General features: G+C 73.2%; 22 protein-coding genes and 1 pseudogene. 11 read left to right on the plus strand and 12 right to left on the minus strand.

Annotation, left to right across the window (positions count from 1 at the left end; genetic code table 11):
* Positions 1–105 precede the first annotated feature (105 nt).
* The 6 genes from ACH4F6_RS11115 to ACH4F6_RS11140 all read right to left on the minus strand — a co-directional run bounded on the left by ACH4F6_RS11115 (position 106) and on the right by ACH4F6_RS11140 (position 5,074).
* Complete coding sequence (locus tag ACH4F6_RS11115) at positions 106–513, minus strand: ATP-binding protein (RefSeq protein ID WP_397959700.1); 408 nt, start codon at positions 511–513, stop codon at positions 106–108.
* Between the two features lie 127 nt (positions 514–640).
* Positions 641–1,051 carry a (deoxy)nucleoside triphosphate pyrophosphohydrolase gene (locus tag ACH4F6_RS11120; RefSeq protein ID WP_397959701.1) on the minus strand — a complete coding sequence of 137 codons (411 nt, stop codon included), beginning with the start codon at positions 1,049–1,051 and terminating at the stop codon, positions 641–643.
* 84 nt (positions 1,052–1,135) lie between these two features.
* Positions 1,136–1,327 carry an SPOR domain-containing protein gene (locus ACH4F6_RS11125; protein WP_397959702.1) on the minus strand — a complete coding sequence of 64 codons (192 nt, stop codon included), beginning with the start codon at positions 1,325–1,327 and terminating at the stop codon, positions 1,136–1,138.
* A gap of 520 nt (positions 1,328–1,847) precedes the next feature.
* Positions 1,848–2,600: a GntR family transcriptional regulator gene (locus ACH4F6_RS11130; protein ID WP_397959703.1), complete on the minus strand. Its 753-nt coding sequence runs from the start codon at positions 2,598–2,600 to the stop codon at positions 1,848–1,850.
* 147 nt (positions 2,601–2,747) lie between these two features.
* Positions 2,748–3,965: a DUF4190 domain-containing protein gene (locus ACH4F6_RS11135; protein ID WP_397959704.1), complete on the minus strand. Its 1,218-nt coding sequence runs from the start codon at positions 3,963–3,965 to the stop codon at positions 2,748–2,750.
* 278 nt (positions 3,966–4,243) lie between these two features.
* Positions 4,244–5,074 (minus strand): oxidoreductase, encoded by an 831-nt coding sequence (locus tag ACH4F6_RS11140; protein WP_397959705.1) that lies wholly within the window; start codon positions 5,072–5,074, stop codon positions 4,244–4,246.
* Between the two features lie 111 nt (positions 5,075–5,185).
* Here ACH4F6_RS11140 and ACH4F6_RS11145 point away from each other — a divergent pair, with 111 nt between their 5' ends.
* A complete protein-coding gene (locus ACH4F6_RS11145; RefSeq protein WP_397959706.1) occupies positions 5,186–6,109 on the plus strand; it encodes a LysR family transcriptional regulator in 924 nt (307 codons plus the stop codon).
* A 208-nt stretch (positions 6,110–6,317) separates the two neighbouring features.
* Positions 6,318–6,617: pseudogene (locus tag ACH4F6_RS11150) on the plus strand (Uma2 family endonuclease); the annotation flags it as partial.
* A 115-nt stretch (positions 6,618–6,732) separates the two neighbouring features.
* Here ACH4F6_RS11150 and ychF read toward each other — a convergent pair.
* A complete protein-coding gene (gene ychF / locus ACH4F6_RS11155) occupies positions 6,733–7,821 on the minus strand; it encodes a redox-regulated ATPase YchF (protein WP_397959707.1) in 1,089 nt (362 codons plus the stop codon).
* A gap of 495 nt (positions 7,822–8,316) precedes the next feature.
* On the opposite strand from ychF, the gene ACH4F6_RS11160 reads away from it, so the two are divergent.
* Positions 8,317–8,730, plus strand: coding sequence for a DUF6542 domain-containing protein (locus ACH4F6_RS11160; protein WP_397959708.1), 414 nt, complete (start codon positions 8,317–8,319; stop codon positions 8,728–8,730).
* A gap of 18 nt (positions 8,731–8,748) precedes the next feature.
* On the opposite strand, the gene ppgK is transcribed toward ACH4F6_RS11160, so the two are convergent.
* A complete protein-coding gene (gene ppgK / locus ACH4F6_RS11165) occupies positions 8,749–9,495 on the minus strand; it encodes a polyphosphate--glucose phosphotransferase (protein ID WP_397959709.1) in 747 nt (248 codons plus the stop codon).
* Positions 9,496–9,558: 63 nt separating this feature from the next.
* Positions 9,559–10,575, minus strand: coding sequence for a 4-hydroxy-3-methylbut-2-enyl diphosphate reductase (locus tag ACH4F6_RS11170; RefSeq protein ID WP_397959710.1), 1,017 nt, complete (start codon positions 10,573–10,575; stop codon positions 9,559–9,561).
* 132 nt (positions 10,576–10,707) lie between these two features.
* Here ACH4F6_RS11170 and xseA point away from each other — a divergent pair, with 132 nt between their 5' ends.
* The 3 genes from xseA to ACH4F6_RS11185 all read left to right on the plus strand — a co-directional run bounded on the left by xseA (position 10,708) and on the right by ACH4F6_RS11185 (position 12,926).
* On the plus strand, positions 10,708–11,916 hold the full coding sequence (gene xseA, locus ACH4F6_RS11175; protein WP_397959711.1) for an exodeoxyribonuclease VII large subunit: 1,209 nt from the start codon (positions 10,708–10,710) through the stop codon (positions 11,914–11,916).
* Between the two features lie 15 nt (positions 11,917–11,931).
* Positions 11,932–12,159, plus strand: coding sequence for an exodeoxyribonuclease VII small subunit (locus ACH4F6_RS11180; RefSeq protein WP_397959712.1), 228 nt, complete (start codon positions 11,932–11,934; stop codon positions 12,157–12,159).
* A 176-nt stretch (positions 12,160–12,335) separates the two neighbouring features.
* Positions 12,336–12,926 (plus strand): malonic semialdehyde reductase, encoded by a 591-nt coding sequence (locus tag ACH4F6_RS11185; RefSeq protein ID WP_397959713.1) that lies wholly within the window; start codon positions 12,336–12,338, stop codon positions 12,924–12,926.
* Positions 12,927–13,077: 151 nt separating this feature from the next.
* Here the strand turns inward: ACH4F6_RS11185 and ACH4F6_RS11190 are convergent, their stop codons facing one another.
* Entirely contained in the window at positions 13,078–13,608 is a 531-nt protein-coding gene (locus ACH4F6_RS11190) for a DUF4245 domain-containing protein (protein WP_397959714.1), read from the minus strand.
* Between the two features lie 125 nt (positions 13,609–13,733).
* Between ACH4F6_RS11190 and glpX the strand changes: the two genes are divergently transcribed.
* Positions 13,734–14,768, plus strand: a complete 1,035-nt coding sequence (gene glpX, locus ACH4F6_RS11195; protein ID WP_397959715.1) for a class II fructose-bisphosphatase — start codon at positions 13,734–13,736, stop codon at positions 14,766–14,768.
* A gap of 154 nt (positions 14,769–14,922) precedes the next feature.
* On the opposite strand, the gene ACH4F6_RS11200 is transcribed toward glpX, so the two are convergent.
* Together ACH4F6_RS11200 and ACH4F6_RS11205 are read right to left on the minus strand one after the other, a co-directional pair.
* Entirely contained in the window at positions 14,923–15,303 is a 381-nt protein-coding gene (locus ACH4F6_RS11200) for a WhiB family transcriptional regulator (protein ID WP_397959716.1), read from the minus strand.
* 175 nt (positions 15,304–15,478) lie between these two features.
* A complete protein-coding gene (locus ACH4F6_RS11205; protein ID WP_397959717.1) occupies positions 15,479–16,189 on the minus strand; it encodes a DUF1707 domain-containing protein in 711 nt (236 codons plus the stop codon).
* 217 nt (positions 16,190–16,406) lie between these two features.
* Between ACH4F6_RS11205 and ACH4F6_RS11210 the strand changes: the two genes are divergently transcribed.
* From ACH4F6_RS11210 to ACH4F6_RS11225, 4 genes are all read left to right on the plus strand, one after another.
* Positions 16,407–18,074: a fumarate hydratase gene (locus ACH4F6_RS11210; protein ID WP_397959718.1), complete on the plus strand. Its 1,668-nt coding sequence runs from the start codon at positions 16,407–16,409 to the stop codon at positions 18,072–18,074.
* Positions 18,075–18,224: 150 nt separating this feature from the next.
* Positions 18,225–19,610 (plus strand): class II fumarate hydratase, encoded by a 1,386-nt coding sequence (locus ACH4F6_RS11215; RefSeq protein WP_397959719.1) that lies wholly within the window; start codon positions 18,225–18,227, stop codon positions 19,608–19,610.
* 73 nt (positions 19,611–19,683) lie between these two features.
* Positions 19,684–20,376, plus strand: a complete 693-nt coding sequence (locus tag ACH4F6_RS11220; RefSeq protein WP_397959720.1) for a DUF402 domain-containing protein — start codon at positions 19,684–19,686, stop codon at positions 20,374–20,376.
* A gap of 292 nt (positions 20,377–20,668) precedes the next feature.
* The gene (locus ACH4F6_RS11225) at positions 20,669–22,822 is read left to right on the plus strand and encodes a SpoIIE family protein phosphatase (protein WP_397959721.1); all 2,154 of its coding nucleotides are present in this window, start codon (positions 20,669–20,671) and stop codon (positions 22,820–22,822) included.
* Positions 22,823–22,867: the final 45 nt, after the last annotated feature.

Genomic DNA, 22,867 nt, shown 5'->3' on the forward strand with positions numbered 1-22,867 from the left:
CCAGTCTTCTAACCAGCCGACACGTGGTCGAACCACACCTTCCGGCACGGGTCGCCGACGGGCGCGCGCACCGGCCCCCTCCCTCGTGCGGGCGGGGCGGCCGCCTCAGTCGGACACGGCCAGTTCGAACCACACCGTCTTGCCGGTGCCTCCGGGCCGGGTGCCCCAGCGGCGCGCCGAGGAGGCCACCAGTTGCAGTCCGCGCCCGCCCTCGTCGTCGGGCCGGGCGGCGCGTTCGCGGGGCGGGTCAGGCAGCGGGTCGGAGACCTCCACCAGCAGGACGCCCTCCAGCCGGGCGGGGCGGACCAGGCGGACGCCGATGGGCCCGGTGGCGTGCCGCAGGGCGTTCGTCACCAACTCGCTGACCAGCAGGGCGGCGAGGTCGCCCACGCTCTCCATGCCCCAGCCGTGCAGCTGTCCCCGCACCGCGCCGCGGGCGGTGCGCACCGCGCCGGGATCCGCGGGGAAGGTCCACTCGGCGCAGTTGCCTTCGGTGTCGATCACGCCGATCACTTCCCGGGCCAGCGAGGTGCACCCATGTCCGGTTTCGTGGGGTTAATGGGCCCATACCCGATATACGGAGAGCGCTACCGCGAGGAGGGGCGCGCCGTGGCGCCGACGGCGTACCGGGACGGCGGGGTCAGCGCGCCCCGGTCCGCAGCCGGGCGACCGTCTCCCGCACGGCCGGCACGTCCTGGTCGAGCCACTCCACGTCCCAGATCTCGTCGGGCGTGAGCCAGCGCAGGGCGTCGTGGTCCTCCAGGGGCTCGGGGGCCGGGGAGCCGGGGAGCAGGCGGGCGGTCCAGACGTGCAGGACGTAGGGCGGCCTCAGGGGCCATTCACCCGGCACGCGCGCGACGGCCTCGGCGGTCACGCCGAGTTCCTCGCGCAGTTCGCGCACGAGGGCCGCGTCGGGCCGCTCTCCCGGCTCCACCTTGCCGCCGGGCAGCTCCCAGCGTCCGGCCAGTTCGGGGGGCGCGCTGCGGCGCGCGGCGAGCAGGCGGTCGCCGTCGAGCAGCGCGGCGCCGACCACCACGGTCCGTTCCGTCATGGGCCGGAGCCTACGGGACCGCCGGGGAGGCCTCTGCGGGGACGCCCGGGGCCGGAGGCGGGAGGGCCCGCGCGGGGCGCGGGGTCAGTTCCGGGTGGGGTCGCCGGCCTGGCCGATGCGTTCGACCCAGTAGAGCTGCTTGTGGCCGCGGGTGTCGAGGCTGTCGGCGATCTTCTGGGCCTCGGCGCGCGTCGCGTACCGGCCGATGCGGTAGCGATTGCCGTTGTCGTCCTGCCGCACGACGAGCCAGGGCAGCGAGACGGTGCTGTCGTTCATCACGCCCCACGCCCCCTTCTCCCCCAGCACCAGCCGGATCCCGTCCGCGGCACGCCTCGCGCCCCACCTTCTAAGGAAACCGCAATCCGCATATGCCCGAGCGTACGCCTAACCTTTACGCAGCGAACACGCCTTTTCACGAACAGGTACGCAACCGGCCAAGACGGAGGGGGCGCACGGGACCGAACGCGCCGTGTGCGCGGCGCGACGTCTCCGGTCGGCGGCGTGTCGCTCATCCGTCGGGCGACCTGCGGGAACGAGGGAAATCGACCGGATTCCGACGGCGCGCCACCGGCCCCGCGGAGGGCGGTTTCCGGAGGCAGTTGCCGGAAGGGTGTGCGCTGCCTCACGCACCGCGCCACCCGTCGGGCCGCCGCGGCCCCGGCGACGGCCCGGATTCCCGCCCCCGCAGCCGGGGAGCCCCGCCGCCCGGGGGACCCGGAGGGCGCCTCGCACGACGCGGCGCGGGAAGGAGGAGGGGCGTGCGCGCCCCCTGGCCGACGGGTCCCGCGCGGCCCGGCTACTTCACCGGAAGGTGGTACGCGACGCGGTACCGGTCCGCCGGGATCACCACGTCCGCCGTCTCGACCGGGCGCCCCGACGCGTAGTACGTGCGCTGGACGACCAGCACGACATGGCCGGGGACACCGCCCAGGGTGAGCAGTTCCTCCGCGAGGCCGGGGCGGGCGCCGACCTCCTCGGTGACGTTGTCCACGATGACGTCGATGGCGCGCATCCGCTCGACGACGCCCATGCCGCCGAGCGGGCCCTCCTCGGGCAGCATGACGGGCGTGCGGCCGGTGAGGGCCAGGGGCTCCCAGGAGGTGGAGAGCATCATCGCCTCGCCGCCCTCCCGGAAGACGTACTTCGTGCGCATCACCCGCTCACCGGCCTGGATGCCGAGCCGTTCGGCGACGGCCCGGCTCGCCTCGGTCTGCTCGCTGCCGGACTCCCAGGTCCCGCGCGCGCGGGCGTCCGCCTGCTCCTGCCGGAACGGCGTCGCGCCGCCGACGGGCCGGTAGCCGGAGCGGGCGATCCGGCGCGGCACGGGCCGCTCGCGGACGTACGTCCCGGATCCGGAGCGGCCCTCGACGAGCCCCTCGGCCATCAGCACCTTGCGCGCCTCCAGGGCGACGGTGTCGGAGACGCCGTACTCCTCGCGGATTCTGGCCTGGGAGGGGAGGCGGGTGTGCGGTGGCAGCGAGCCGTCGACGATCTTCTTGCGGAGATCACCCGCGACGCGCAGGTACGCCGGCTGCTCACCGAATGTCACTGGCCGCTCCCATCAGGTTGTACAGACAGCGACAGCCTGGCAACCGTGGGTTGTGCCGTGCAAGCGAAGGCCAGAGAATCACTCGATGTGATGACTTATCTCGGGGGGAGGCTTTACCCAGGCGCTTTCTCCCCGCTATGGGCGTGATCACACATCCAGGCCGCCCTCGTCGCCGCCGCCGCTCCCGCTGTCGGCGTCCTCGTCGTAGGTCGGCGGGGTGGTGGCCAGCCCCAGAGCCTCGCGCGCCGTGACGGTGCTGGCGCCGTCGACGTAGTCGTAGGCGTTGTCGTAGTGCTCGTAGAAGGCGTCCGGGTCGGAGGCGTCCGCCGCCTTCGTCCACTCCGCGCTCGCGTCCCGCATGTCCTTCACCAGGGCGGCCAGCGGCGCCCGCGCCCCGGCCGGCCAGGTGTGCCCGCCCAGCGCCTCGGCCTGCTCGCCGGTCACGTCGCCGGTCTCGCCCGCCCAGGTCCGGTTGACGTCCAGGTCCTCCTCGGCGTACTCCTCGGGCTCCTCGTAGAGCGCCTCGTCGACGGCGGCCATCGCCTTCAGGAACGCCAGCTGGTCGGCGTCGAGGGTCGTCTCGTCGGCGCGCAGCGAGCCGGTGAGGGTGCCGCGCTCGTCCGCGTCGGCGAAGACGCAGGTGATCTCGCGGTCGCCCCAGCGCCAGCTCTCCCGGGTGGGCGTGAGGTAGTAGACGTCGACGTCGTCGCCCAGCGCCCAGGGGTCCATCGCGTACCCGTCCCGGAGCCTCCAGCACTGGTCCTCGGCCGTGTCGCCGACCTGGTCGTCGCCCGGGTAGTCGTTCCCGGGCAGCGGGATCGTGCCGAAGACCTCGCCGTCGTGCTCCTCGGCGCACGGCACCTCGTCGACGTCGTAGACGTCCTCGCGGAAGGTGTCGCCGGGCACGTCGAAGCAGTCGCCCTCGGCGAGCGAGAGGGCGGAGTTGCCGTTCGCGCCCTCCTTGAACCCCTCCCAGACGGCGGAGGCGCCCCCGGTGGCCAGCATCACCACCCACAGGGCGAGGCCGAGGGAGGACAGCACCGTGCCCGCGATCGCCATCCCCCGGCCGCGCTCCCCGCGCCGGCGGATCTGCACGAGCGCGATGACGCCGAGGACCAGCCCCACGGCCGGCAGGAAGCAGAGCACACCGAGGACGAGCGCCGCGATGGCGACCCCGTTGACCGGCGCGGGCCGGTTCAGCGGCAGGAACCCCTGCCCCCACATCGGGTACGGCGGCCCTCCGTACGGCCCCTGGGGCGCCCCCGGGACCGGCCCCTGGGGCCGGGCAGCGTACGGCCCCTGCGACTGCGGGGGCCGGTACGGGTCCTGGGGCTGCTGCGGCCCGGGGGGCGGGGGTATGGACACGGGTACCGTGCTCCTGACTGGCGCTGAACCGACGTACGACTGGGCGCATGGTAAGCGCGGCGCGAGCGGGGGCGGTATCGGGGTCGCGAACGCGACGATCCGGGCGGCGGACGGGCCGACCGCACGGTGACCACGGCCGTCGAGGACGGCTCGTTCCTCCCGTCGACGGGTGAGCCGCCGGCCGGAGCCGTGCCCCGATCCCCCGCGACGCCGGCCGCGTCGCGCGGTCCCCCGGCGACCGCGACCCGGCCGGCGCGCCACCTCTCCCCGGCCGGCGCTCAGTCGTCGAAGCCGGTGGCCCGGGTCCGCTTCTCCCAGGCCGCGACGTCGGCCCGCACGGCGTCCAGGTGGCCGAGCACGGCCGTGACGCCGTCGTCGCCGAGGGGCAGGCGCAGCGGGGTGTCCTCCGCGTCGAGCGCGGCGAGGATCAGGGCGGCCGCCTTGGCCGGGTCGCCGGGCTGGCTGCCGTCGCCGCCGGAAATGAAGCCGCGGGTGTCGCTCACCTTGGCGTAGACCCCGCTGTCGGCGCTGGCCCCGGCCCGGCCGGGCTCGAACAGCCCGGTGCGGAAGGCGCCCGGCTCCACGATCAGCACCTTGATCCCGAAGTCCCGCACCTCGTCGGCGAGCCCCTCGCTCAGGCCCTCCAGCGCGAACTTCGTCCCGCTGTACGCCGAGAAGCCCGCGAACGACATCTGCCCGCCCATGCTGCTCATCTGCACGATCGCCCCCGAGCGCCGCTCCCGCATGTGCGGCAGGACGGCCCGGGTGAGCGCGGCCGGGCCGAAGACGTGCACGTCGAACAGCGCCCGCAGCTCGGCCTCGGTGGTCTCCTCGAAGGCGCCGACGTGGGTCCGGCCCGCGTTGTTCACGAGCACGTCGATCCGCCCGTGCCGCGCCACCACGTCCCGTACGGCCGCCTCGGCGGCGGCCGTGTCGGCGACGTCCAGCCCCAGCGCCTCCACCTGGTCGGGGTGGGCGGCCACCAGGTCCGCCAGCGCCTCGGGCCGCCGGACCGCGCCGACCACCACATCGCCCTCGGCCAGCGCCGCCTCGGCGATCGCCCGGCCGAAACCGCTGCTCGCGCCCGTCACCAGCCACACCTTGTTCATGTCGCTCCCCGTCCTGTCGGCGTCCGGCGGTCCGATCCGCCGACGCTCCACCGACGAGCCTGCTGCGTACGGCGGTTGCCCGTCCAAGGCTTTCGGTGATAGCCGATGGTCATGACAACCGACGTTCATGTCCGGGACCTGCGCTACTTCGCCGCGGTGGCCGAGGAACTGCACTTCACGCGGGCCGCCGAGCGCCTGTACGTCTCCCAGCCCGCGCTGAGCAAGCAGATCCGGGCGCTGGAACGGCAGCTGGGCGTGGAGCTGTTCCGGCGCGACCGGCGGAGCGTGACCCTCACCGCGGCGGGGACGGCCTTACTGCCGCACGCCCGGCGGGTGCTGGACGCCTGGACGGAGGGCGCGGCCGCGGTGGAGCGGGCGCGGACGGCGGAACGCGGCACGCTGGTCGTCGGGATGAGCACCAGCCCGGGCCGCGGCGGTCTGCTGCCCGCGATCCGGTCCCGCTTCACGGCCGACCACCCGGGCACCGTCGTCCGGCTGCGCCAGGTGAACTGGGAGGACCCGACCGCCGGCCTCGCCGACGGCGACGCGGACGTCGCCTTCGTCTGGCTGCCGCTGCCCGACCAGGACCGCTACGCCTGGACCCCGGTCGCCGAGGAACCCGTCCACGTCGCCCTCCCGGAGGGCCACCCCCTGGCCGCCCGCCGGGAGGTCGACTTCGCCGACCTGCTGGACGAGCCGTTCCTCGCCCTCCCCGAGAGCGCCGGCCCGCTGCGCGACCACTGGCTGGCCCTGGACGCCCGCGCCGGGCGCCCGCCCGTGATCGGCGCCGAGATCGCCGGCACCGAGGAGACCTACGAGGCGCTGCTCGCCGGCCTCGGCGTCTGCCTGGTGGCCAGGGGCAACGTCCCGCTCCTCACCCTGGGCGGCGTGGTCACCCGCCCGGTCCGCGGCGTGCCCCCCGCCCACTACGTCCTGGCCCGGCGCCGAGAGGACGACCACCGTCCCCTCGTGCGCGCCTACACCCGGGCCTGCCGCCTGGCCGTGGCGGGCGGAGCGGCGCATCCCGAGCCGTAGGCGCGACGGCCCCGCCGGGGACCGGCGGCCCCGGACCGCCCGGACATCACCTGCCCGGAGCGCGGCCGAGGTGGACCGATCGGCCACACGTGAGGCGGAACGTCCACCACAACGCTCTCACCTGCGGAAACGGGCTTCTGGGAGATCCGAGTCAGCACAGGATCGGCACGGACGGCAGGCCTGAGGGTTCAGGACGGCCCGTGAGGCGGCCGCCCACGACGGCGACCGCACCTGGTTCACCCCCGATGAGGTGCGACTCGTCGTCGAGGTCGTCTCACCCGAGTCCGCGCACCGGGGCCGCACGGTCAAGCTCCGCAAGTACGCGGAGGCCGGCATCCCGCACCACTGGTGCATCGAGGACGAGGACGGCGCCCCCGTCGTCCATGTCTATGAACTCGACGAACCGGCCGGCGCCTACGCGCCCGCCGGCATCTTCCGGGGCACCCTGAAGCGGCCTGTGCCTGTCGAGATCAGCCTGGACCTCGACAGGCTCACCCCGCCGAGGAGCGGGCAGGAGTCCGCACCACGTCGACACGGGAACGCAGAGGGGGCCGGACTCACCAAGCCCGGCCCCCTCCGACCCGCACATGTGACGAACCGCTCAGCTCACGGCGACAAACCGCTCACACGTTGAAGCGGAACTCCACCACGTCCCCGTCCTGCATGACGTACTCCTTGCCCTCCATGCGGGCCTTGCCCTTGGCGCGGGCCTCGGTGACCGAGCCGGTCTCGACCAGGTCGTCGAAGGAGATGACCTCCGCCTTGATGAAGCCCTTCTGGAAGTCGGTGTGGATGACACCGGCGGCCTCGGGGGCGGTGGCGCCCTTCTTGATGGTCCAGGCGCGGGACTCCTTGGGGCCGGCCGTGAGGTACGTCTGGAGGCCGAGGGTGCGGAAGCCGACGCGGGCGAGGGTGGCGAGGCCGGGCTCCTCGGCGCCGACCGACTCCAGCAGCTCCAGGGCGTCCGCCTCATCGAGCTCGGCGAGGTCGGCCTCCAGCTTGGCGTTGAGGAAGATCGCCTCGGCGGGGGCGACCAGGGCCCGCTGCTCCTCCTTGAAGGCCTCGTCGACCAGCTCGTCCTCGTCGACGTTGAAGACGTAGAGGAAGGGCTTGGTGGTGAGCAGGTGCAGGTCGTGGAGGAGTTCGTTGCGCTCGGTGCCCTGGACGATGCCGTGCGCGAAGAGCGTGTCGCCCTTCTCCAGGATCTCCTTGGCCTCCTCGACGGCCTTGACCTTGGGCGCCACGTCCTTCTTGATGCGCGACTCCTTCTGGAGGCGCGGCAGGACCTTCTCGATGGTCTGCAGGTCGGCGAGGATCAGCTCGGTGTTGATCGTCTCGATGTCGTCCTTCGGCGAGACCTTGCCGTCGACGTGGACGACGTTCTCGTCCTTGAAGGCACGGATGACCTGGCAGATCGCGTCGGACTCGCGGATGTTGGCCAGGAACTTGTTGCCGAGGCCCTCGCCCTCGCTCGCGCCGCGCACGATGCCCGCGATGTCGACGAAGTCGACGGTCGCCGGGAGGACGCGCTGCGACGAGAAGATCTCCGCCAGCTTCGTCAGCCGGGCGTCGGGGACGCCGACCACGCCGACGTTCGGCTCGATCGTGGCGAACGGGTAGTTGGCCGCCAGCACGTCGTTCTTGGTCAGGGCGTTGAACAGGGTCGACTTGCCGACATTCGGCAGACCGACGATTCCGATCGTGAGCGACACGTTGCGACTTCCCGTAGTGAGAGGGTCAGGGGGCCGGAGGGCGGCCGATCCACCAGTTTACGGGGTGCGCGCGCCCCGCCCGGCGGACCTGTCGAACGCACGGCTGAGGTCTCTCCCCCGGCGTGTCCCGCTCCGGATTCAGCACATAAACAGACCTAAGTTGGACCGATGGAGCAGCACAGGACGCGCTCGCCGCAGCAGGGGACGCGACGCGGGACGCCGCCCCTCCCGCCGCAGGCGGGCCGCGGCGGGGGCGCCGGACGGGGTGGGGGCGCCGGACGCGGCCGGGGCGCGGGCGGCGGGAACGCCGCCGGGCGGACCGCCGACGCTCCGCGGACCGCCCGGCCCGGGGGACCGCCGAGGCGGGGCTCCTCCGCCGGCGCGGGCACCCGTTCCGCCGCGCGCTCCGGCGCCCCGCCGAAAGCCGGCCGGTCTGCCGGGCTCCCCCGGCCCGCGGCGTCGCCCGGGGCGTCCGTTCCGCGTCCGCCGGACGCCGTGCGGCGGACGCCCGGCCCCCGGCTCACGGGGCTCGGCGGCGGGCTGTTCAGCGGGGCGGCGATGCTGCTGGTCGGCTGGGTGGACCAGGTGCTGTTCGGCTCGTCGCTCGCGGTGTACAGCGTGCTGTTCCTGCCGGTGTGCCTGCTGACCGGCCTGTGGGTGCGCCGGGCCGAACCGCTGTCCGCGCCCGTCGTCGTGCCGATCGCCTTCGCCGTGGGGCTGCTGCCCGTCGCCGACGGCGGCGACGGGTTCGGCTCCCGGCTGATGGGTCTGGTCACCGCCCTCGCCACGGAGGTCGGCTGGCTGTACGGGGGGACGCTGCTGGCGGCCCTGGTGATGCTGGTGCGCCGGATCGGTGCGGCGGGCCGGGCGCGCCGCCGGGCGGGAAGCCGCCCCGCGACCCGGCGGTGAGCCCGGCGGGCCCGCGCGCTAGCTCTCCTTCGCCGCCCGCATCGCCGCTCCCACGATCCCGGCGTTGTTCTGCAGCTGGGCCGGGACGATCTCCGCCCTGATGCCCTCGACGAAGGGCAGGAACTTCTGCGCCTTGCGGCTGACGCCGCCGCCGATGATGAACACCTCCGGCGAGAACAGCATCTCCACGTGGGCGAGGTACTTCTGGACCCGGCCCGCCCAGTGCTCCCACGTCAGGTCGCCGTCCTCCTTGGCCTTGCTGGAGGCGCGCTTCTCCGCGTCGTGGCCGTCCAGCTCGAGGTGGCCGAGCTCGGTGTTGGGGACGAGGACGCCGTCGACGAAGAGGGCGCTGCCGATGCCCGTGCCGAACGTCAGCAGGATGACCGTGCCGCTGCGGTCGCGGCCGGCGCCGAAGGCGACCTCGGCGACGCCCGCCGCGTCCGCGTCGTTGACGACCGTCACCGGCAGCCCGCCCAGCCGCTCGCCGAACAGGGCCCGCGCGTCCGTGTCGATCCAGCTCTTGTCGACGTTGGCCGCCGTACGGATGGTGGAGCCGCCGGTGACCACGCCCGGGAAGGTGAGCCCCACCGGCCCCGTCCACCCGAAGTGGTCGACGACCTGCTTCACGCCGTCGGCCACGCCGTCGGGCGTCGCCGGGTGCGGGGTGAGCACCTTGTGGCGCTCCTGGGCCAGATCGCCCCTGTCCAGGTCCACAGGGGCACCCTTGATCCCGGATCCACCGATGTCCACGCCGAAGATCTGCATGGCTCCACGTTACGACGACCGACTGACGGTCACCGCGCCGGTCGGTCCGTCCTCACCCGGCCCTCACGTCGCCGACGGGTCCTGCGCACCGCTCCCGCCGCGCCCGGCGACCAGCGCCGCGGCCTCTTCGCGCAGGTCGCGGCGGAGTTCCTTGGGCAGCGAGAAGGTGATGTGCTCGTCGGCGGCCTTGACGAGCTCGACGTCGCCGTAGCCACGCTCCGCGAGCCGGCCCAGGACCTCCTCGACGAGGACCTCCGGGACGGAGGCGCCGGAGGTGACGCCGACCGTGGTCACGCCCTCCAGCCAGGCCTCGTCGATCTCGCTCGCGAAGTCCACGAGGTACGCCTGGCGCGCGCCGGCGAGCTTGGCGACCTCGACGAGCCGCTTGGAGTTGGAGGAGTTGCGGGAGCCGACGACGATCACCAGGTCCGCCTCGGCGCCCATCTGCTTCACCGCGAGCTGACGGTTCTGCGTGGCGTAGCAGATGTCGTCGCTCGGCGGGGAGAGCAGCTGCGGGAACTTCTCCTTCAAGGCGTCGACGGTCTCCATGGTCTCGTCGACGGAGAGGGTGGTCTGGGAGAGCCACACGACCTTGGACGGGTCGCGCACCTCGACCTTGGCGACGTCCTCGGGGCCGTCGACCAGCGTGATGTGGTCAGGGGCCTCGCCGGAGGTGCCGATGACCTCCTCGTGGCCCTCGTGCCCGATCAGGAGGATGTCGTAGTCCTCCTGGGCGAAGCGGACGGCTTCCTTGTGGACCTTGGTGACCAGCGGGCACGTCGCGTCGATGGTCGCGAGCCTCCCGCGCGCGGCCTCCTCGTGGACGACGGGGGCGACGCCGTGCGCCGAGAACATCACGATGTTGCCCGGCGGGACCTCCTCCGTCCGCTCGACGAAGATCGCGCCCTTCTTCTCCAGGGTCTGCACGACGTACTTGTTGTGGACGATCTCGTGACGGACGTAGACGGGAGCGCCGTACTGCTCCAGGGCTTTCTCGACGGCGATCACGGCGCGGTCCACACCCGCGCAGTAGCCCCGGGGGGCGGCGAGCAGGACACGGCGGCCAGGCGAAGCGGTCATGGGTCCCATCGTAAGGCCGGGTGCGGCCGCCGACGGCGGGCCGGGGTCGCCGCCCCCGGGCCCCGGCCGCGGCCCCGGACGGGCTGGTCCGCCTGCCCTGGGTTGTCGGTGGGGGCCGATACCCTCGGGCGCATGGCTGTGAACACGTCCGCGGACGCCCCGCTGCCCGTCGGCGAGGTCTCCCGGCTCATCGGCGGGTGGATCGACCGGCTCGGCGCGGTGTGGGTCGAGGGGCAGATCACCCAGCTGTCGCGGCGCCCGGGCGCGGGCGTCGTCTTCCTGACGCTGCGGGACCCGTCGTACGACGTCTCCGTGAGCGTGACGTGCTTCCGGCAGGTGTTCGACACGGTGGCGGACGTGGTCGGCGAGGGCGCGCGGGTGGTCGTGCACGCCAAGCCGGAGTGGTACGCGCCGCGGGGGCAGCTGTCGCTGCGGGCGGCGGAGATACGGCCGGTGGGGGTCGGGGAGCTGCTGGCCCGGCTGGAGCAGCTGAAGAAGACCCTCGCGGCCGAGGGGCTGTTCGCGGCGGAGCGCAAGAAGCCGTTGCCGTTCCTGCCGCAGCTCGTCGGGCTGGTGTGCGGGCGAGCCTCCGCCGCGGAGCGGGACGTGCTCGAGAACGCCCGGCGCCGCTGGCCCGCCGTCCGCTTCGAGGTGCGCAACGTGGCCGTGCAGGGCGTGCACGCCGTGCCGCAGGTCGTCCAGGCCGTGAAGGAGCTGGACGCGCTGGAGGACGTGGACGTGATCGTCGTCGCGCGCGGGGGCGGCAGCGTGGAGGACCTGCTGCCGTTCTCGGACGAGCAGCTGGTGCGGGCGGTCGCGGCCTGCCGTACGCCGGTCGTGTCCGCGATCGGGCACGAGCCGGACAACCCGCTGCTGGACCATGTGGCCGACCTGCGGGCGTCGACGCCGACCGACGCGGCGAAGAAGGTCGTGCCGGACGTCGGCGAGGAGCTGGAGCGGGTGCGGATGCTGCGCGGCCGGGCGCGGCGCAGCGTGGAGGCGTTCGTGGAGCGGGAGGAGCGCGGGCTCGCCCACGCGCTGGCCCGGCCCGCGGTACAGGATCCGCACCGGATGGTCGACGAGCGGGCGGACCACGTCGCCTCGCTGGTCGACCGGTCCCGGCGCACCCTCGGGCACCTGCTGGACCGCGCGGACTCCGAGCTGGCGCACACGCACGCGCGTGTGGTGGCACTCTCGCCGGCCGCGACGCTGAAGCGGGGGTACGCGGTGCTGCAGAGGGCGGACGGGCACGTGGTGCGGGATCCGGGCGAGGTGTCGGCGGACGAGGCGCTGCGCGCGCGGGTCGCCGAGGGCGAGTTCAGTGTTCGAGTCGACGGTTGACGAGGGATGGGGCGCATGACGGGCAAGACGGACGAGGCGCTCGGGTACGAGCAGGCGCGCGACGAGCTGATCGAGGTCGTCCGCCGGCTGGAGGCGGGGGGGACGACGCTGGAGGAGTCCCTCGCCCTGTGGGAGCGCGGCGAGGAGCTGGCCAAGGTGTGTCGCCGCTGGCTGGAGGGCGCGCGGGCGCGGCTGGACGCGGCCCTGGCCGAGGAGGAGGAAGAGGACGGGGAGCAGGGGTAGGCGCCGCGCCGGCGGGCGCCGGTGCGGGGCGCGCCCGGGGAGCGGAGGGCGGGGCTGTGAGGCGGGTCACCGCACCGCCCCATTTGATTGAAGCTTGAACTTCTTTGGCGTACCGTCGTGGACGTCAGCCGGTCCGGCGTTCCGGATCCGGACGCACACCCGAGGAAAGTCCACGCATGTCTCTCGTTCTTGACCCCGCCGCCCAGGACCTGCTGTTCCGTGAGGCCCGCACCGCGAACACCTTCACCGACGAGCCGGTGACCGAGGAGCAGGTCCAGGCGATCTACGACCTGGTCAAGTTCGGCCCGACCGCCTTCAACCAGACGCCGCTGCGCATCACGCTGGTCCGCTCCGCCGAGGCCCGCGAGCGCCTGGTGCGGCACATGGCGGAGGGCAACCAGGCCAAGACGGCCTCCGCCCCGCTGGTCGCGATCCTCTCCGCGGACAACGAGTTCCACGAGGAGCTGCCGACCCTGTTCCCGGCCTTCCCGCAGGCCAAGGACGCCATCTTCGCCGAGCGCCCGGTCCGGGAGGGCTCCGCCTCGCTGAACGCCGCCCTGCAGGCCGCGTACTTCATCGTCGGCGTCCGGGCCGCGGGCCTCGCCGCCGGCCCGATGACCGGCTTCGACCACGAGGGCGTCCGCAAGGAGTTCCTGGACGACGACCACACCCCGCTGATGGTCGTCAACATCGGCAAGCCCGGCGAGAACGCCTCCTACCCGCGCTCCCCGCGCCTGGCCTACGAGGACGTCTTCACCACGGTCTGATCCCGGCCCGGCCCGCGTCGGCCGAGTCCGCCCGGACGTGCGAGGAGGCCCCCGGCGATCACCGCCGGGGGCCTCCTCGCGCCCGCGGACGGGGCGCTCACGCCGTCCCGCGCACCCGCGCCCTCGCTCCGCCGCGCTCGCTCCCGCGCCCTCACTCCGCCATGCGCAGGGACGCCGCCATCTGCGCCAGCTTGCCGAACGGCGCCGTGCCGGCCACCACCGTCGTCGAACCGTCGGCGCTCTCCAGGACGAAGGCGTCGTAGCGGCCGTCGGTGTAGCGCGTCCACGTGCGGCCGCCCAGCTGCTCGGTGACGTTCGTCTTCCGGGCGCCCTGGGTCGCCTCGTCGATGAACTCGGCCCGCTTCGCCCGAGCGGACTGCTCGATCTGGACGTACTCGTCGTCGGGGGTGTGGAAGCCGAGGTGCCAGGCGTCGGAGTCCGCGCCGTCGAAACGCACGGAGGTCGCCTTCCAGCTCGACGGCAGGCCCTCCGGCGCGGCCACCGGGTACGAGGCCGCGCGGCGCGCCGTGAGCAGCTCCACGCGGTAGTCGACCCGCTTGACGTCGGGAGCCTTGTCGTCGTGCGGAATGAAGAGGTACATGACGAACCCGGCGACCATGATCAGGCCCAGCGAGAGCACCATGTCCCGGACCGTCTGCGTCTTGCCTTTCGAACCTGCCACGCCCCTATCGTCGCAGGTGCCCGGTGCGCTCATCCGTGGGGTCCCCTGCTCATTTTGTCGGACTGACGATAGAGTCGGGCTCGAACCCTCATCCGGCCGTCGTCGTATCAGAAAGGTGCGCTCCGATGACCGAGCACCATCATCTGCCGTCCGAACTCGATGTCCCCTCCGAGGCTCCCGACCGCAACCTCGCCCTGGAACTGGTCCGGGTGACCGAGGCGGCGGCGATGGCCGCGGGCCGCTGGGTGGGGCGCGGCGACAAGAACGGCGCCGACGGCGCCGCGGTGCGTGCGATGCGGACCCTCGTCTCCACCGTCTCGATGAACGGCGTGGTCGTCATCGGCGAGGGCGAGAAGGACGAGGCGCCGATGCTCTTCAACGGTGAGCGCGTCGGCGACGGCACCGGGCCGGAGGTCGACATCGCCGTCGACCCGATCGACGGCACCACGCTGACGGCCAAGGGCATGCCGAACGCGATCGCCGTCCTCGCGGCGACCGAGCGGGGCGCGATGTTCGACCCGTCCGCCGTTTTCTACATGGACAAGCTGGTCACCGGCCCGGAGGCCGCCGAGTTCGTCGACATCAACGCCCCCGTCGAGGTCAACATCCGCCGGGTCGCCAAGGCCAAGCGCGGCACGCCGGAGGACGTCACCGTCGTCATCCTGGACCGGCCGCGGCACGAGGGCCTCATCAAGGAGGTCCGGGACACCGGTGCGCGCATCAAGCTGATCTCCGACGGCGACGTCGCCGGCTCCATCCTGGCGCTGCGCGAGGGCACCGGCATCGACCTGCTGCTCGGCATCGGCGGCACGCCCGAGGGCATCATCTCGGCCTGCGCCGTGAAGTGCCTGGGGGGCACCATCCAGGGCAAGCTGTGGCCGAAGGACGACGAGGAGCGGCAGCGGGCGCTGGACGCCGGGCACGACCTCGACCGCGTGCTGACCACCGAGGACCTGGTCACCGGGGAGAACGTGTTCTTCGTGGCCACCGGGATCACCGACGGCGAACTGCTGCGGGGCGTGCGGTACCGGTCGGAGACCGCCACGACCGACTCGATCGTGATGCGCTCCAAGTCGGGGACGGTGCGGCGGATCGACTCCGAGCACCGGCTGAGCAAGCTGCGGGCGTACAGCGCGATCGACTTCGACCGGGCGAAGTAGACGTCCGCGGTCGCCGCGGACCGTACGTCTGCGGGACTCCGGCCGGCGCTCGCCGGCGCGGTCCCGCATCCCTCGGGTCGCTCACCGACCCGCATCCCCGGAAAGGGGGCGCCCCCGGTGCGGAGGGGGCGCCCCCTTTTCGTGTCCGTGCGGGTCAGCCGGCGGCGGCTATGTGGCCCGCGGCCGTCCTGGCCGCCTTCTTCAGCTCCAGGTCACGGCGGCGGCGGCGGGCGAGGACGACGCGGCGCTCGGCGGCGGTGAGACCGCCCCAGACGCCGTAGGGCTCGGGCTGCAGCAGGGCGTGCTCGCGGCACTCCACCATGACCGGACAGCGGGCGCAGACCCGCTTGGCCGCTTCCTCACGGGAGAGACGGGCGGCGGTGGGCTCCTTGGAGGGGGCGAAGAAGAGGCCCGCCTCGTCGCGCCGGCACACGGCCTCGGTGTGCCAGGGTGCGTCCTGGTCCCTGTCGCGCGCTGGCACCCGCTGGGCCGGAACGGCGGCTACCTGCAGGGACGAATGCGGCGGTTGCAGCACGGTCTACTCCTGACGACGGCTTCGCGAGCGAGAGACGATGCAGCAAGCCCTACCCGCTGTGCGCGCGCCTATGCACTGAGTCCCCAACCGCCGCTACGGGGAGGCGAGTCGGCGTTTTCCCGCGAGGGCCGACCGCTTCCGCGCCCGCCGGCACGCACGCCGGCGTTCACGACCGTCAACGGTCCAGGTGTTTGCGCACACCCCTGTCGACCTTGCGATGCACCCGGTCGAGGATGTCGGCGACGATCCGGCCGCGCTTCGGCCGGCCCTCGATGCTGCCGAGGACGGCCCATCCGTCGACGTAGACGACCGGGGCGTCGGGGTCGGCGGAGTCGAGCGTGTCGACCTCGAAACTGCCGAGGACGCCGCCGCCGGCGCCGCGCAGCGAGACGTTCTCCGGGACGCGGACCTCGACGCTGCCGAAGACCGAGATCGCCTTGATGACGACCTGCTGGTACTCGAAGAGCGCCTCGCTCAGGTCGATCTCGACGCTGCCGAAGATCGCGTACGCGTGGATGCGGCGGCCGGCGCGCCAGCGGCCCCTGCGGACGCTGCTGCTGAAGACCGCGACCAGGTTGTCGTCCGGGTCGACGGGGATCGCGCCGGCCGGCGGACGGTTCGGGGCCGGGGCGTGCGGCGGGGCGTGCCGCCGGTGGGCGGCGGGCAGGTCCCTGATGAACGCGTCCAGCTCCCCGACCGTCTTGGCGGCCAGCACGCCCTCGACGCGCTCGGCGTGCTCCTCGGCGGTGAGGCGCCCCTCGGCGAGGGCGTCGCGCAGGATGTCGGCGATGCGGTCACGGTCCGCGTCCGAGGCGCGCAACTCGGCCACGGAGGCGCGCGGTTCGGCGACGGAGGCACGCGGTGCGGGCTGCTTCTGAAGGTCCACGACAGCAGCGTACCGAAACACGATAGATCGCGATACCCCTCCTTCGTGTCCGCGGTCCGCCCACGGCCCCGTCCCCGCCCGCCGCCGAACTGAGCCTTACCTCACAGGTTCGCCGCCGACGGCAGGTTCTACGCTGGTGGGCGCTGCCAATGGAGGTCAGCCGCGGGTGGCCAGCCGGGGGCCGGCCGCGCTGTCTGTCGAAGAGGAATGGGCACCGATGCCTGAGTTCGCGTACACCGATCTGCTTCCCATGGGAGAGGACACCACCCCCTACCGGCTGGTGACCTCCGAGGGTGTCTCCACCTTCGAGGCCGACGGACGGACCTTCCTCAAGGTGGAGCCGGAGGCGCTGCGCAAGCTGGCCGAGGAGGCGATCCACGACATCCAGCACTACCTGCGCCCGGCCCACCTGGCCCAGCTGCGCCGCATCATCGACGACCCCGAGGCGTCGGCCAACGACAAGTTCGTCGCCCTCGACCTGCTGAAGAACGCGAACATCGCGGCGGCGGGCGTGCTGCCCATGTGCCAGGACACCGGCACGGCGATCGTCATGGGCAAGCGCGGGCAGAACGTGCTCACGCGGGGCGGCGACGAGGAGGCCCTGTCCCGGGGCATCTACGACGCCTACACCCGGCTGAACCTCCGCTACTCGCAGATGGCTCCGCTCACCATGTGGGAGGAGAAGAACACCGGCTCGAACCTGCCGGCGCAGATCGAGCTGTACGCGACGGACGGCGGCGCGTACAAGTTCCTGTTCATGGCGAAGGGCGGCGGCTCCGCCAACAAGTCCTTCCTCTACCAGGAGACGAAGGCCGTCCTGAACGAGGCCTCCATGATGAAGTTCCTGGAGGAGAAGATCCGCTCGCTGGGCACGGCCGCCTGCCCGCCGTACCACCTCGCGATCGTCGTCGGCGGCACGTCCGCCGAGTACGCGCTGAAGACCGCCAAGTACGCCTCCGCGCACTACCTGGACGAGATCCCCGCCGAGGGCTCGCCGCTGGGCCACGGCTTCCGCGACAAGGAGCTGGAGCAGAAGGTCTTCGAGCTGACGCAGAAGATCGGCATCGGCGCCCAGTTCGGCGGCAAGTACTTCTGCCACGACGTCCGCGTGGTCCGCCTCCCCCGGCACGGCGCCTCCTGCCCGGTCGCCATCGCCGTCTCCTGCTCGGCCGACCGGCAGGCCGTCGCGAAGATCACCGCCGAGGGCGTCTTCCTGGAGCAGCTGGAGACGGACCCGGCGCGGTTCCTGCCGGACACGACCGACGAGCACCTGGAGCAGGACGGCGACGTCGTGCGGATCGACCTCAACCAGCCGATGGAGTCGATCCTCGCCGAGCTGACGAAGTACCCGGTCAAGACGCGCCTGTCCCTCTCCGGTCCTCTGGTCGTGGCCCGCGACATCGCGCACGCCAAGATCAAGGAGCGGCTGGACGCCGGCGAGGAGATGCCGCAGTACCTCAAGGACCACCCCGTGTACTACGCGGGCCCGGCCAAGACCCCCGAGGGCTACGCGTCCGGCTCCTTCGGCCCGACGACCGCCGGGCGCATGGACTCCTACGTCGAGCAGTTCCAGGCGGCGGGCGGCTCCAAGGTGATGCTGGCCAAGGGCAACCGCTCCCAGCAGGTCACCGACGCCTGCGGCACGCACGGCGGCTTCTACCTCGGCTCCATCGGCGGGCCCGCCGCGCGCCTCGCCCAGGACTGCATCAAGAAGGTCGAGGTCGTCGAGTACGAGGAGCTCGGCATGGAGGCCGTCTGGAAGATCGAGGTCGAGGACTTCCCCGCCTTCATCGTCGTCGACGACAAGGGCAACGACTTCTTCAAGGACCCCGCCCCGGCCCCGACCTTCACGACGATCCCGGTCCGGGGACCCGGCCTGGCGTAGTACGGCGCGCGGCGGGGGCGGCGGGGTCGTCCGCCCCCGCCGCCCCTTCCCGTCCCCCGGAGGTCCGGGGGACGGCCCCCGGCAGGGAGCGGGGACCCTCGAACGGCTCACCCCCGGAACAACCGCGCCCCCTCCCACGCTGAACCGGACATGACCGACTACCGCATCGAACACGACTCCATGGGCGAGGTCCGCGTCCCCGCGCACGCGAAGTGGCGGGCGCAGACCCAGCGCGCGGTGGAGAACTTCCCCGTCTCCGGCCAGCGCCTGGAACGGGCGCACATCGAGGCGCTCGCCCGGATCAAGGCCGCCGCCGCCAAGGTCAACGCCGAACTGGGGGTCCTGGACAAGGACGTCGCGGAGGCGATCCAGGAGGCGGCCGCCGAGGTCGCCGAGGGCCGCTGGGACGAGCACTTCCCCGTCGACGTGTTCCAGACGGGCTCGGGCACCTCGTCCAACATGAACACCAACGAGGTCCTCGCCACCCTCGCGAGCGAGCGCCTGGGCCGGGACGTCCACCCCAACGACCACGTCAACGCCTCGCAGTCGTCCAACGACGTCTTCCCGTCGTCCCTCCACATCGCCGCCACCGCCGCCGTCACCCGCGACCTGATCCCCGCTCTGGAGCACCTGGCCGCCGCCCTGGAGCGGAAGGCGGAGGAGTTCGCCGACGTGGTGAAGTCCGGACGGACGCACCTGATGGACGCCACCCCCGTGACGCTGGGGCAGGAGTTCGGCGGGTACGCCGCGCAGATGCGGTACGGCGTCGAACGGCTGCGGGCCTCCCTCCCCCGGCTCGCCGAACTGCCGCTGGGCGGCACCGCCGTGGGCACCGGCATCAACACGCCCCCCGGCTTCTCCGCCGCCGTCATCCAGGAGGTCGCCCGCGCCACCGGACTGCCCCTGACCGAGGCGCGCGACCACTTCGAGGCGCAGGGCGCGCGCGACGGCGTCGTCGAGACCAGCGGGCAGCTGCGGACCGTCGCGGTCGGACTGACGAAGATCGCGAACGATCTGCGGTGGATGGCGTCCGGGCCGCGGACCGGCCTCGCCGAGATCAGCCTCCCCGACCTCCAGCCCGGCTCCTCGATCATGCCCGGCAAGGTCAACCCGGTGATCCCGGAGGCCGTGCTGATGGTCGCCGCGCAGGTCACGGGGAACGACGCCACCGTCGCCGCGGCGGGCGCGGCCGGCAACTTCGAGCTCAACGTCATGCTGCCGGTCATCGCCAAGAACGTGCTGGAGTCCGTCCGGCTGCTCGCCAACGTCTCCCGGCTGCTGGCCGACCGGACCGTCGACGGCGTCGTCGCCCACCGCGACCGCGCCCGCGAGTACGCCGAGTCCTCGCCGTCCGTGGTCACCCCGCTCAACAAGTACATCGGCTACGAGGAGGCCGCTAAGGTCGCCAAGAAGGCCCTGGCGGAACGGAAGACCATCCGGCAGACCGTGCTCGAGGGCGGGTACGTGGAGCGCGGGGACCTGACGCTCGAACAGCTCGACGAGGCGCTGGATGTCCTGCGGATGACACACCCGTAACCTTTCGCGCCCCGCCGCGAGAACCGCGACGCTCGCCGCAGCGTCGTATGCCCATGGCACCTAATATCTGTCCATGGCAGACGGTGGAGCGATGAGACGCGTGGGAACGGGCGGTGCGGCGGCCTTCTGGGAGCCCGGGGACCAGGTCCTGTGGCGGTACCGGGAGAACGGCGGCGAGAGCATCCACATCGCCCGGCCCGTCACCGTCGTGCGGGACGACGAGGAGCTCCTCGCCGTGTGGATGGCCCCCGGCACCCAGTGCGTCAAGCCCGTGCTCGCCGACGGCACCCCCCTGCACCAGGAGCCGCTGCGGACCCGGTACACCAGGCCGCGGAGCGTGGTGCTCGACCGCTGGTTCGGCACCGGTGTGCTGAAGCTGGCCCGGCCCGGTGAACCCTGGTCGGTGTGGCTGTTCTGGGAGCCGGGCTGGCGGTTCAAGAACTGGTACGTCAACCTCGAGGAGCCGCTGGCCCGCTGGGACGGCGGTGTGGACTCCGAGGACCACTTCCTGGACATCTGCGTGTACCCGGACCGCACCTGGGACTGGCGCGACGAGGACGAGTTCGCGCAGGCCCAGCAGGACGGCCTGATGGACGCGTCGGTGGCCGAGCGGGTCCGGGAGGCGGGCCGGTCGGCGGTGGCGGTGATCGACGCCTGGGGGCCGCCGTTCGGCGACGGCTGGCAGCACTGGCGCCCGGATCCGTCCTGGGCCGTACCGTTGCTGCCGGAGGACTGGGACCGCACACCCGCGCGCCTGTCCACATGAGACCCTTGCCGCGTCCCCGGGCAACAAACGTAGGATCGTCCTCCGCAAGGGCAGGAACCAGCAACTCCCGGGGCAGGCACCGGGTCTGACCGAACGTCACCGAGGGGCGGCAGGACGTGAGCGAGGGGTACGAGGGGGACACCGAGGGCCGCGCGCGGTCCACCGGTGGCACAGGAACAGCCTCTGACCACGCGGGAAATCCGTTCCGGGGACACGTATTCCGGGTATCGGGTTCTCTGCGGGACCGACTGCACGCGCGGCGCGCAGCCCCGGACGGACGGATTCGACACGCGTGACGGAGCAGCCCACCTCCTACGAACGCCCCCAGGGCGTCGACCCCACGGACGCCCGCGGGGCGCTCCTGCGTTCCCCGGCTCCCGCGCCGGACTCCTCCCCCTTACCCTCTCCCGCGGACCGGGCCCGGACCGACGGGGCGCCGGGCACGGCCTCGCCGGGCGTCCCGGCCCGGAGCGGCAAGAGCGGGACCCGAGGCAAGGCAGGCAAGGGAGGCACGGCAGGCATGGGGGCCAAGGGAATGGATCCGGCCGGTTCGGACGCCGAGCACTCCCAGCTCTCGGCCGCCGAGACCGACGCCCACCGGCCGCGTCCCGCGCCCGAGTCCATCCCGGTCCAGCCGGGCGGCGAGGCGCGGTCCGAGCGCGGCCCGGAGGGGCAGGAACGCCGTACCGGGCAGGGTCTCGCGCCCGGCCGGCCCACGCCGATGCGGCGGGACGGGGACCGGCTGCGGTTCGTGGGCGCGGCCACCCGGCGGATCGCCCGGGGCCTGGACCTGGACGAGATCGTGATGGGGCTGTGCCGGGCCACCGTGCCGACCTTCTCCGACGCGATCCTGGTCTATCTGCGCGACCCGCTGCCGGTGGGCGACGAGCGGCCGGCGGCGGACCGGGTGGTGCTGCGGCTGCGGCGCACCGACCGGATCCCCGAGGAGCGCGACCAGGAGACCGGGTTCGCGCTGCTGGCCGCTCTGCCGCAGGAGTCGCCGGAGCTGTCCGAGCTGTCGGCGGCGGTCGCCGAGCTGTGCGAGGTGCGGCCGGGCGGGGCGCTCGCGGAGGTGCTGCGCGGGGTGCGTCCGGTGTTCGCGGACACTCCGGCGGCCCGTGCCGCGCTGCCGGAACTCATCGGTGAGGACAGCCAGTTGGTCGTCCCGGACGACCAGCGGGCGATCCTGGCCCCGTTGCGCGGCCGGCGCCGGGTGATCGGCGCCGCGGTCTTCGTCCGCCGCCCGGACCGCATGCCCTTCGAGAACGACGACCTGCTGGTCGCCGCCCAGCTGGCCACCCACAGCGCCCTGGGCATCGACAAGGCGGTGCTGTACGACCGTGAGGCGTACATCGCCGACGAGCTCCAGCGGACCATGCTCCCGGAGACCCTGCCGCGCCCCACGGGCGTGCGGCTGGCCTCCCGCTACCTGCCGGCCGCGGAGACCGCGCGGGTCGGCGGCGACTGGTACGACGCCATCCCGCTGCCGGGCAGCCGGGTGGCGCTGGTGGTGGGCGACGTCATGGGTCACTCCATGACCAGCGCGGCCATCATGGGGCAGCTGCGCACGACCGCGCAGACCCTGGCCGGGCTCGACCTGCCGCCGCAGGAGGTGCTGCACCACCTCGACGAGCAGGCCCAACGGCTGGGCACCGACCGCATGGCGACCTGCCTGTACGCCGTCTACGACCCGGTCTCGCACCGCATCACCATCGCCAACGCCGGCCATCCGCCGCCCGTCCTGCTGCACCTGGGGGGCCGGGCCGAGGTGCTGCGGGTGCCGCCGGGCGCGCCGATCGGTGTGGGCGGCGTCGACTTCGAGGCCGTGGAGCTGGACGCGCCCGCCGGGGCGACCCTCCTGCTGTACACGGACGGTCTGGTGGAGTCCCGGCTGCGGGACGTGGCGACGGGCATAGAGCAGCTGCGGGAGAAGCTCGCGGCGACCGCGCAGCTGACCGGGCCGGACCATCCGCCGCCCCTGGAGGCCCTGTGCGACGAGGTGCTGGACATGCTCGGGCCGGGCGACCGGGACGACGACATCGCGCTGCTCGCCGCGCGGTTCGACGGGATCGCGCCGAGTGACGTGGCGTACTGGTTCCTGGACCCGGAGGACGCGGCGCCGGGGCACGCCCGGCGGCTGGCCCGGCGGGCGCTGACCCGCTGGGGCATGGAGGAGCTGACGGACTCCGTGGAGCTGCTGGTGAGCGAGGTGGTCACCAACGCGGTGCGGTACGCCTCCCGGCCGGTGACGCTGCGGCTGCTGCGGACCGACGTGCTGCGCTGCGAGGTCGGCGACGACGTGCCGCAGCTGCCCCGGCTGCGGCAGGCGCGGGCGACGGACGAGGGCGGGCGCGGGCTGTTCCTCGTCAACCGGCTGGCCCGGCGGTGGGGGGCCACGCGGCTGAGCACCGGGAAGGTGGTCTGGTTCGAGCTGAACCGGGGCTGACGGGTCACCCGGAGAGCGCGTGAGGGGCGCCCGGCCCGAGCCGGG

The organism is Streptomyces sp. NPDC017936 (assembly GCF_044328485.1).
Lineage (GTDB): Bacteria > Actinomycetota > Actinomycetes > Streptomycetales > Streptomycetaceae > Streptomyces.

Bases quoted from the DNA above. Each gene is read 5' to 3' on its own strand.
- ACH4F6_RS11145 (WP_397959706.1), top strand. From the start codon at position 5,186: ATGACAACCGACGTTCATGTCCGGGACCTGCGCTACTTCGCCGCGGTG.
- ACH4F6_RS11120 (WP_397959701.1), bottom strand. From the start codon at position 1,051: ATGACGGAACGGACCGTGGTGGTCGGCGCCGCGCTGCTCGACGGCGAC.
- ACH4F6_RS11170 (WP_397959710.1), bottom strand. From the start codon at position 10,575: ATGACCGCTTCGCCTGGCCGCCGTGTCCTGCTCGCCGCCCCCCGGGGC.
- ACH4F6_RS11125 (WP_397959702.1), bottom strand. From the start codon at position 1,327: ATGAACGACAGCACCGTCTCGCTGCCCTGGCTCGTCGTGCGGCAGGAC.
- ppgK (WP_397959709.1), bottom strand. From the start codon at position 9,495: ATGCAGATCTTCGGCGTGGACATCGGTGGATCCGGGATCAAGGGTGCC.
- glpX (WP_397959715.1), top strand. From the start codon at position 13,734: ATGACCGAGCACCATCATCTGCCGTCCGAACTCGATGTCCCCTCCGAG.
- xseA (WP_397959711.1), top strand. From the start codon at position 10,708: ATGGCTGTGAACACGTCCGCGGACGCCCCGCTGCCCGTCGGCGAGGTC.
- ACH4F6_RS11140 (WP_397959705.1), bottom strand. From the start codon at position 5,074: ATGAACAAGGTGTGGCTGGTGACGGGCGCGAGCAGCGGTTTCGGCCGG.
- ACH4F6_RS11185 (WP_397959713.1), top strand. From the start codon at position 12,336: ATGTCTCTCGTTCTTGACCCCGCCGCCCAGGACCTGCTGTTCCGTGAG.
- ACH4F6_RS11220 (WP_397959720.1), top strand. From the start codon at position 19,684: ATGGCAGACGGTGGAGCGATGAGACGCGTGGGAACGGGCGGTGCGGCG.
- ACH4F6_RS11210 (WP_397959718.1), top strand. From the start codon at position 16,407: ATGCCTGAGTTCGCGTACACCGATCTGCTTCCCATGGGAGAGGACACC.
- ACH4F6_RS11215 (WP_397959719.1), top strand. From the start codon at position 18,225: ATGACCGACTACCGCATCGAACACGACTCCATGGGCGAGGTCCGCGTC.
- ACH4F6_RS11180 (WP_397959712.1), top strand. From the start codon at position 11,932: ATGACGGGCAAGACGGACGAGGCGCTCGGGTACGAGCAGGCGCGCGAC.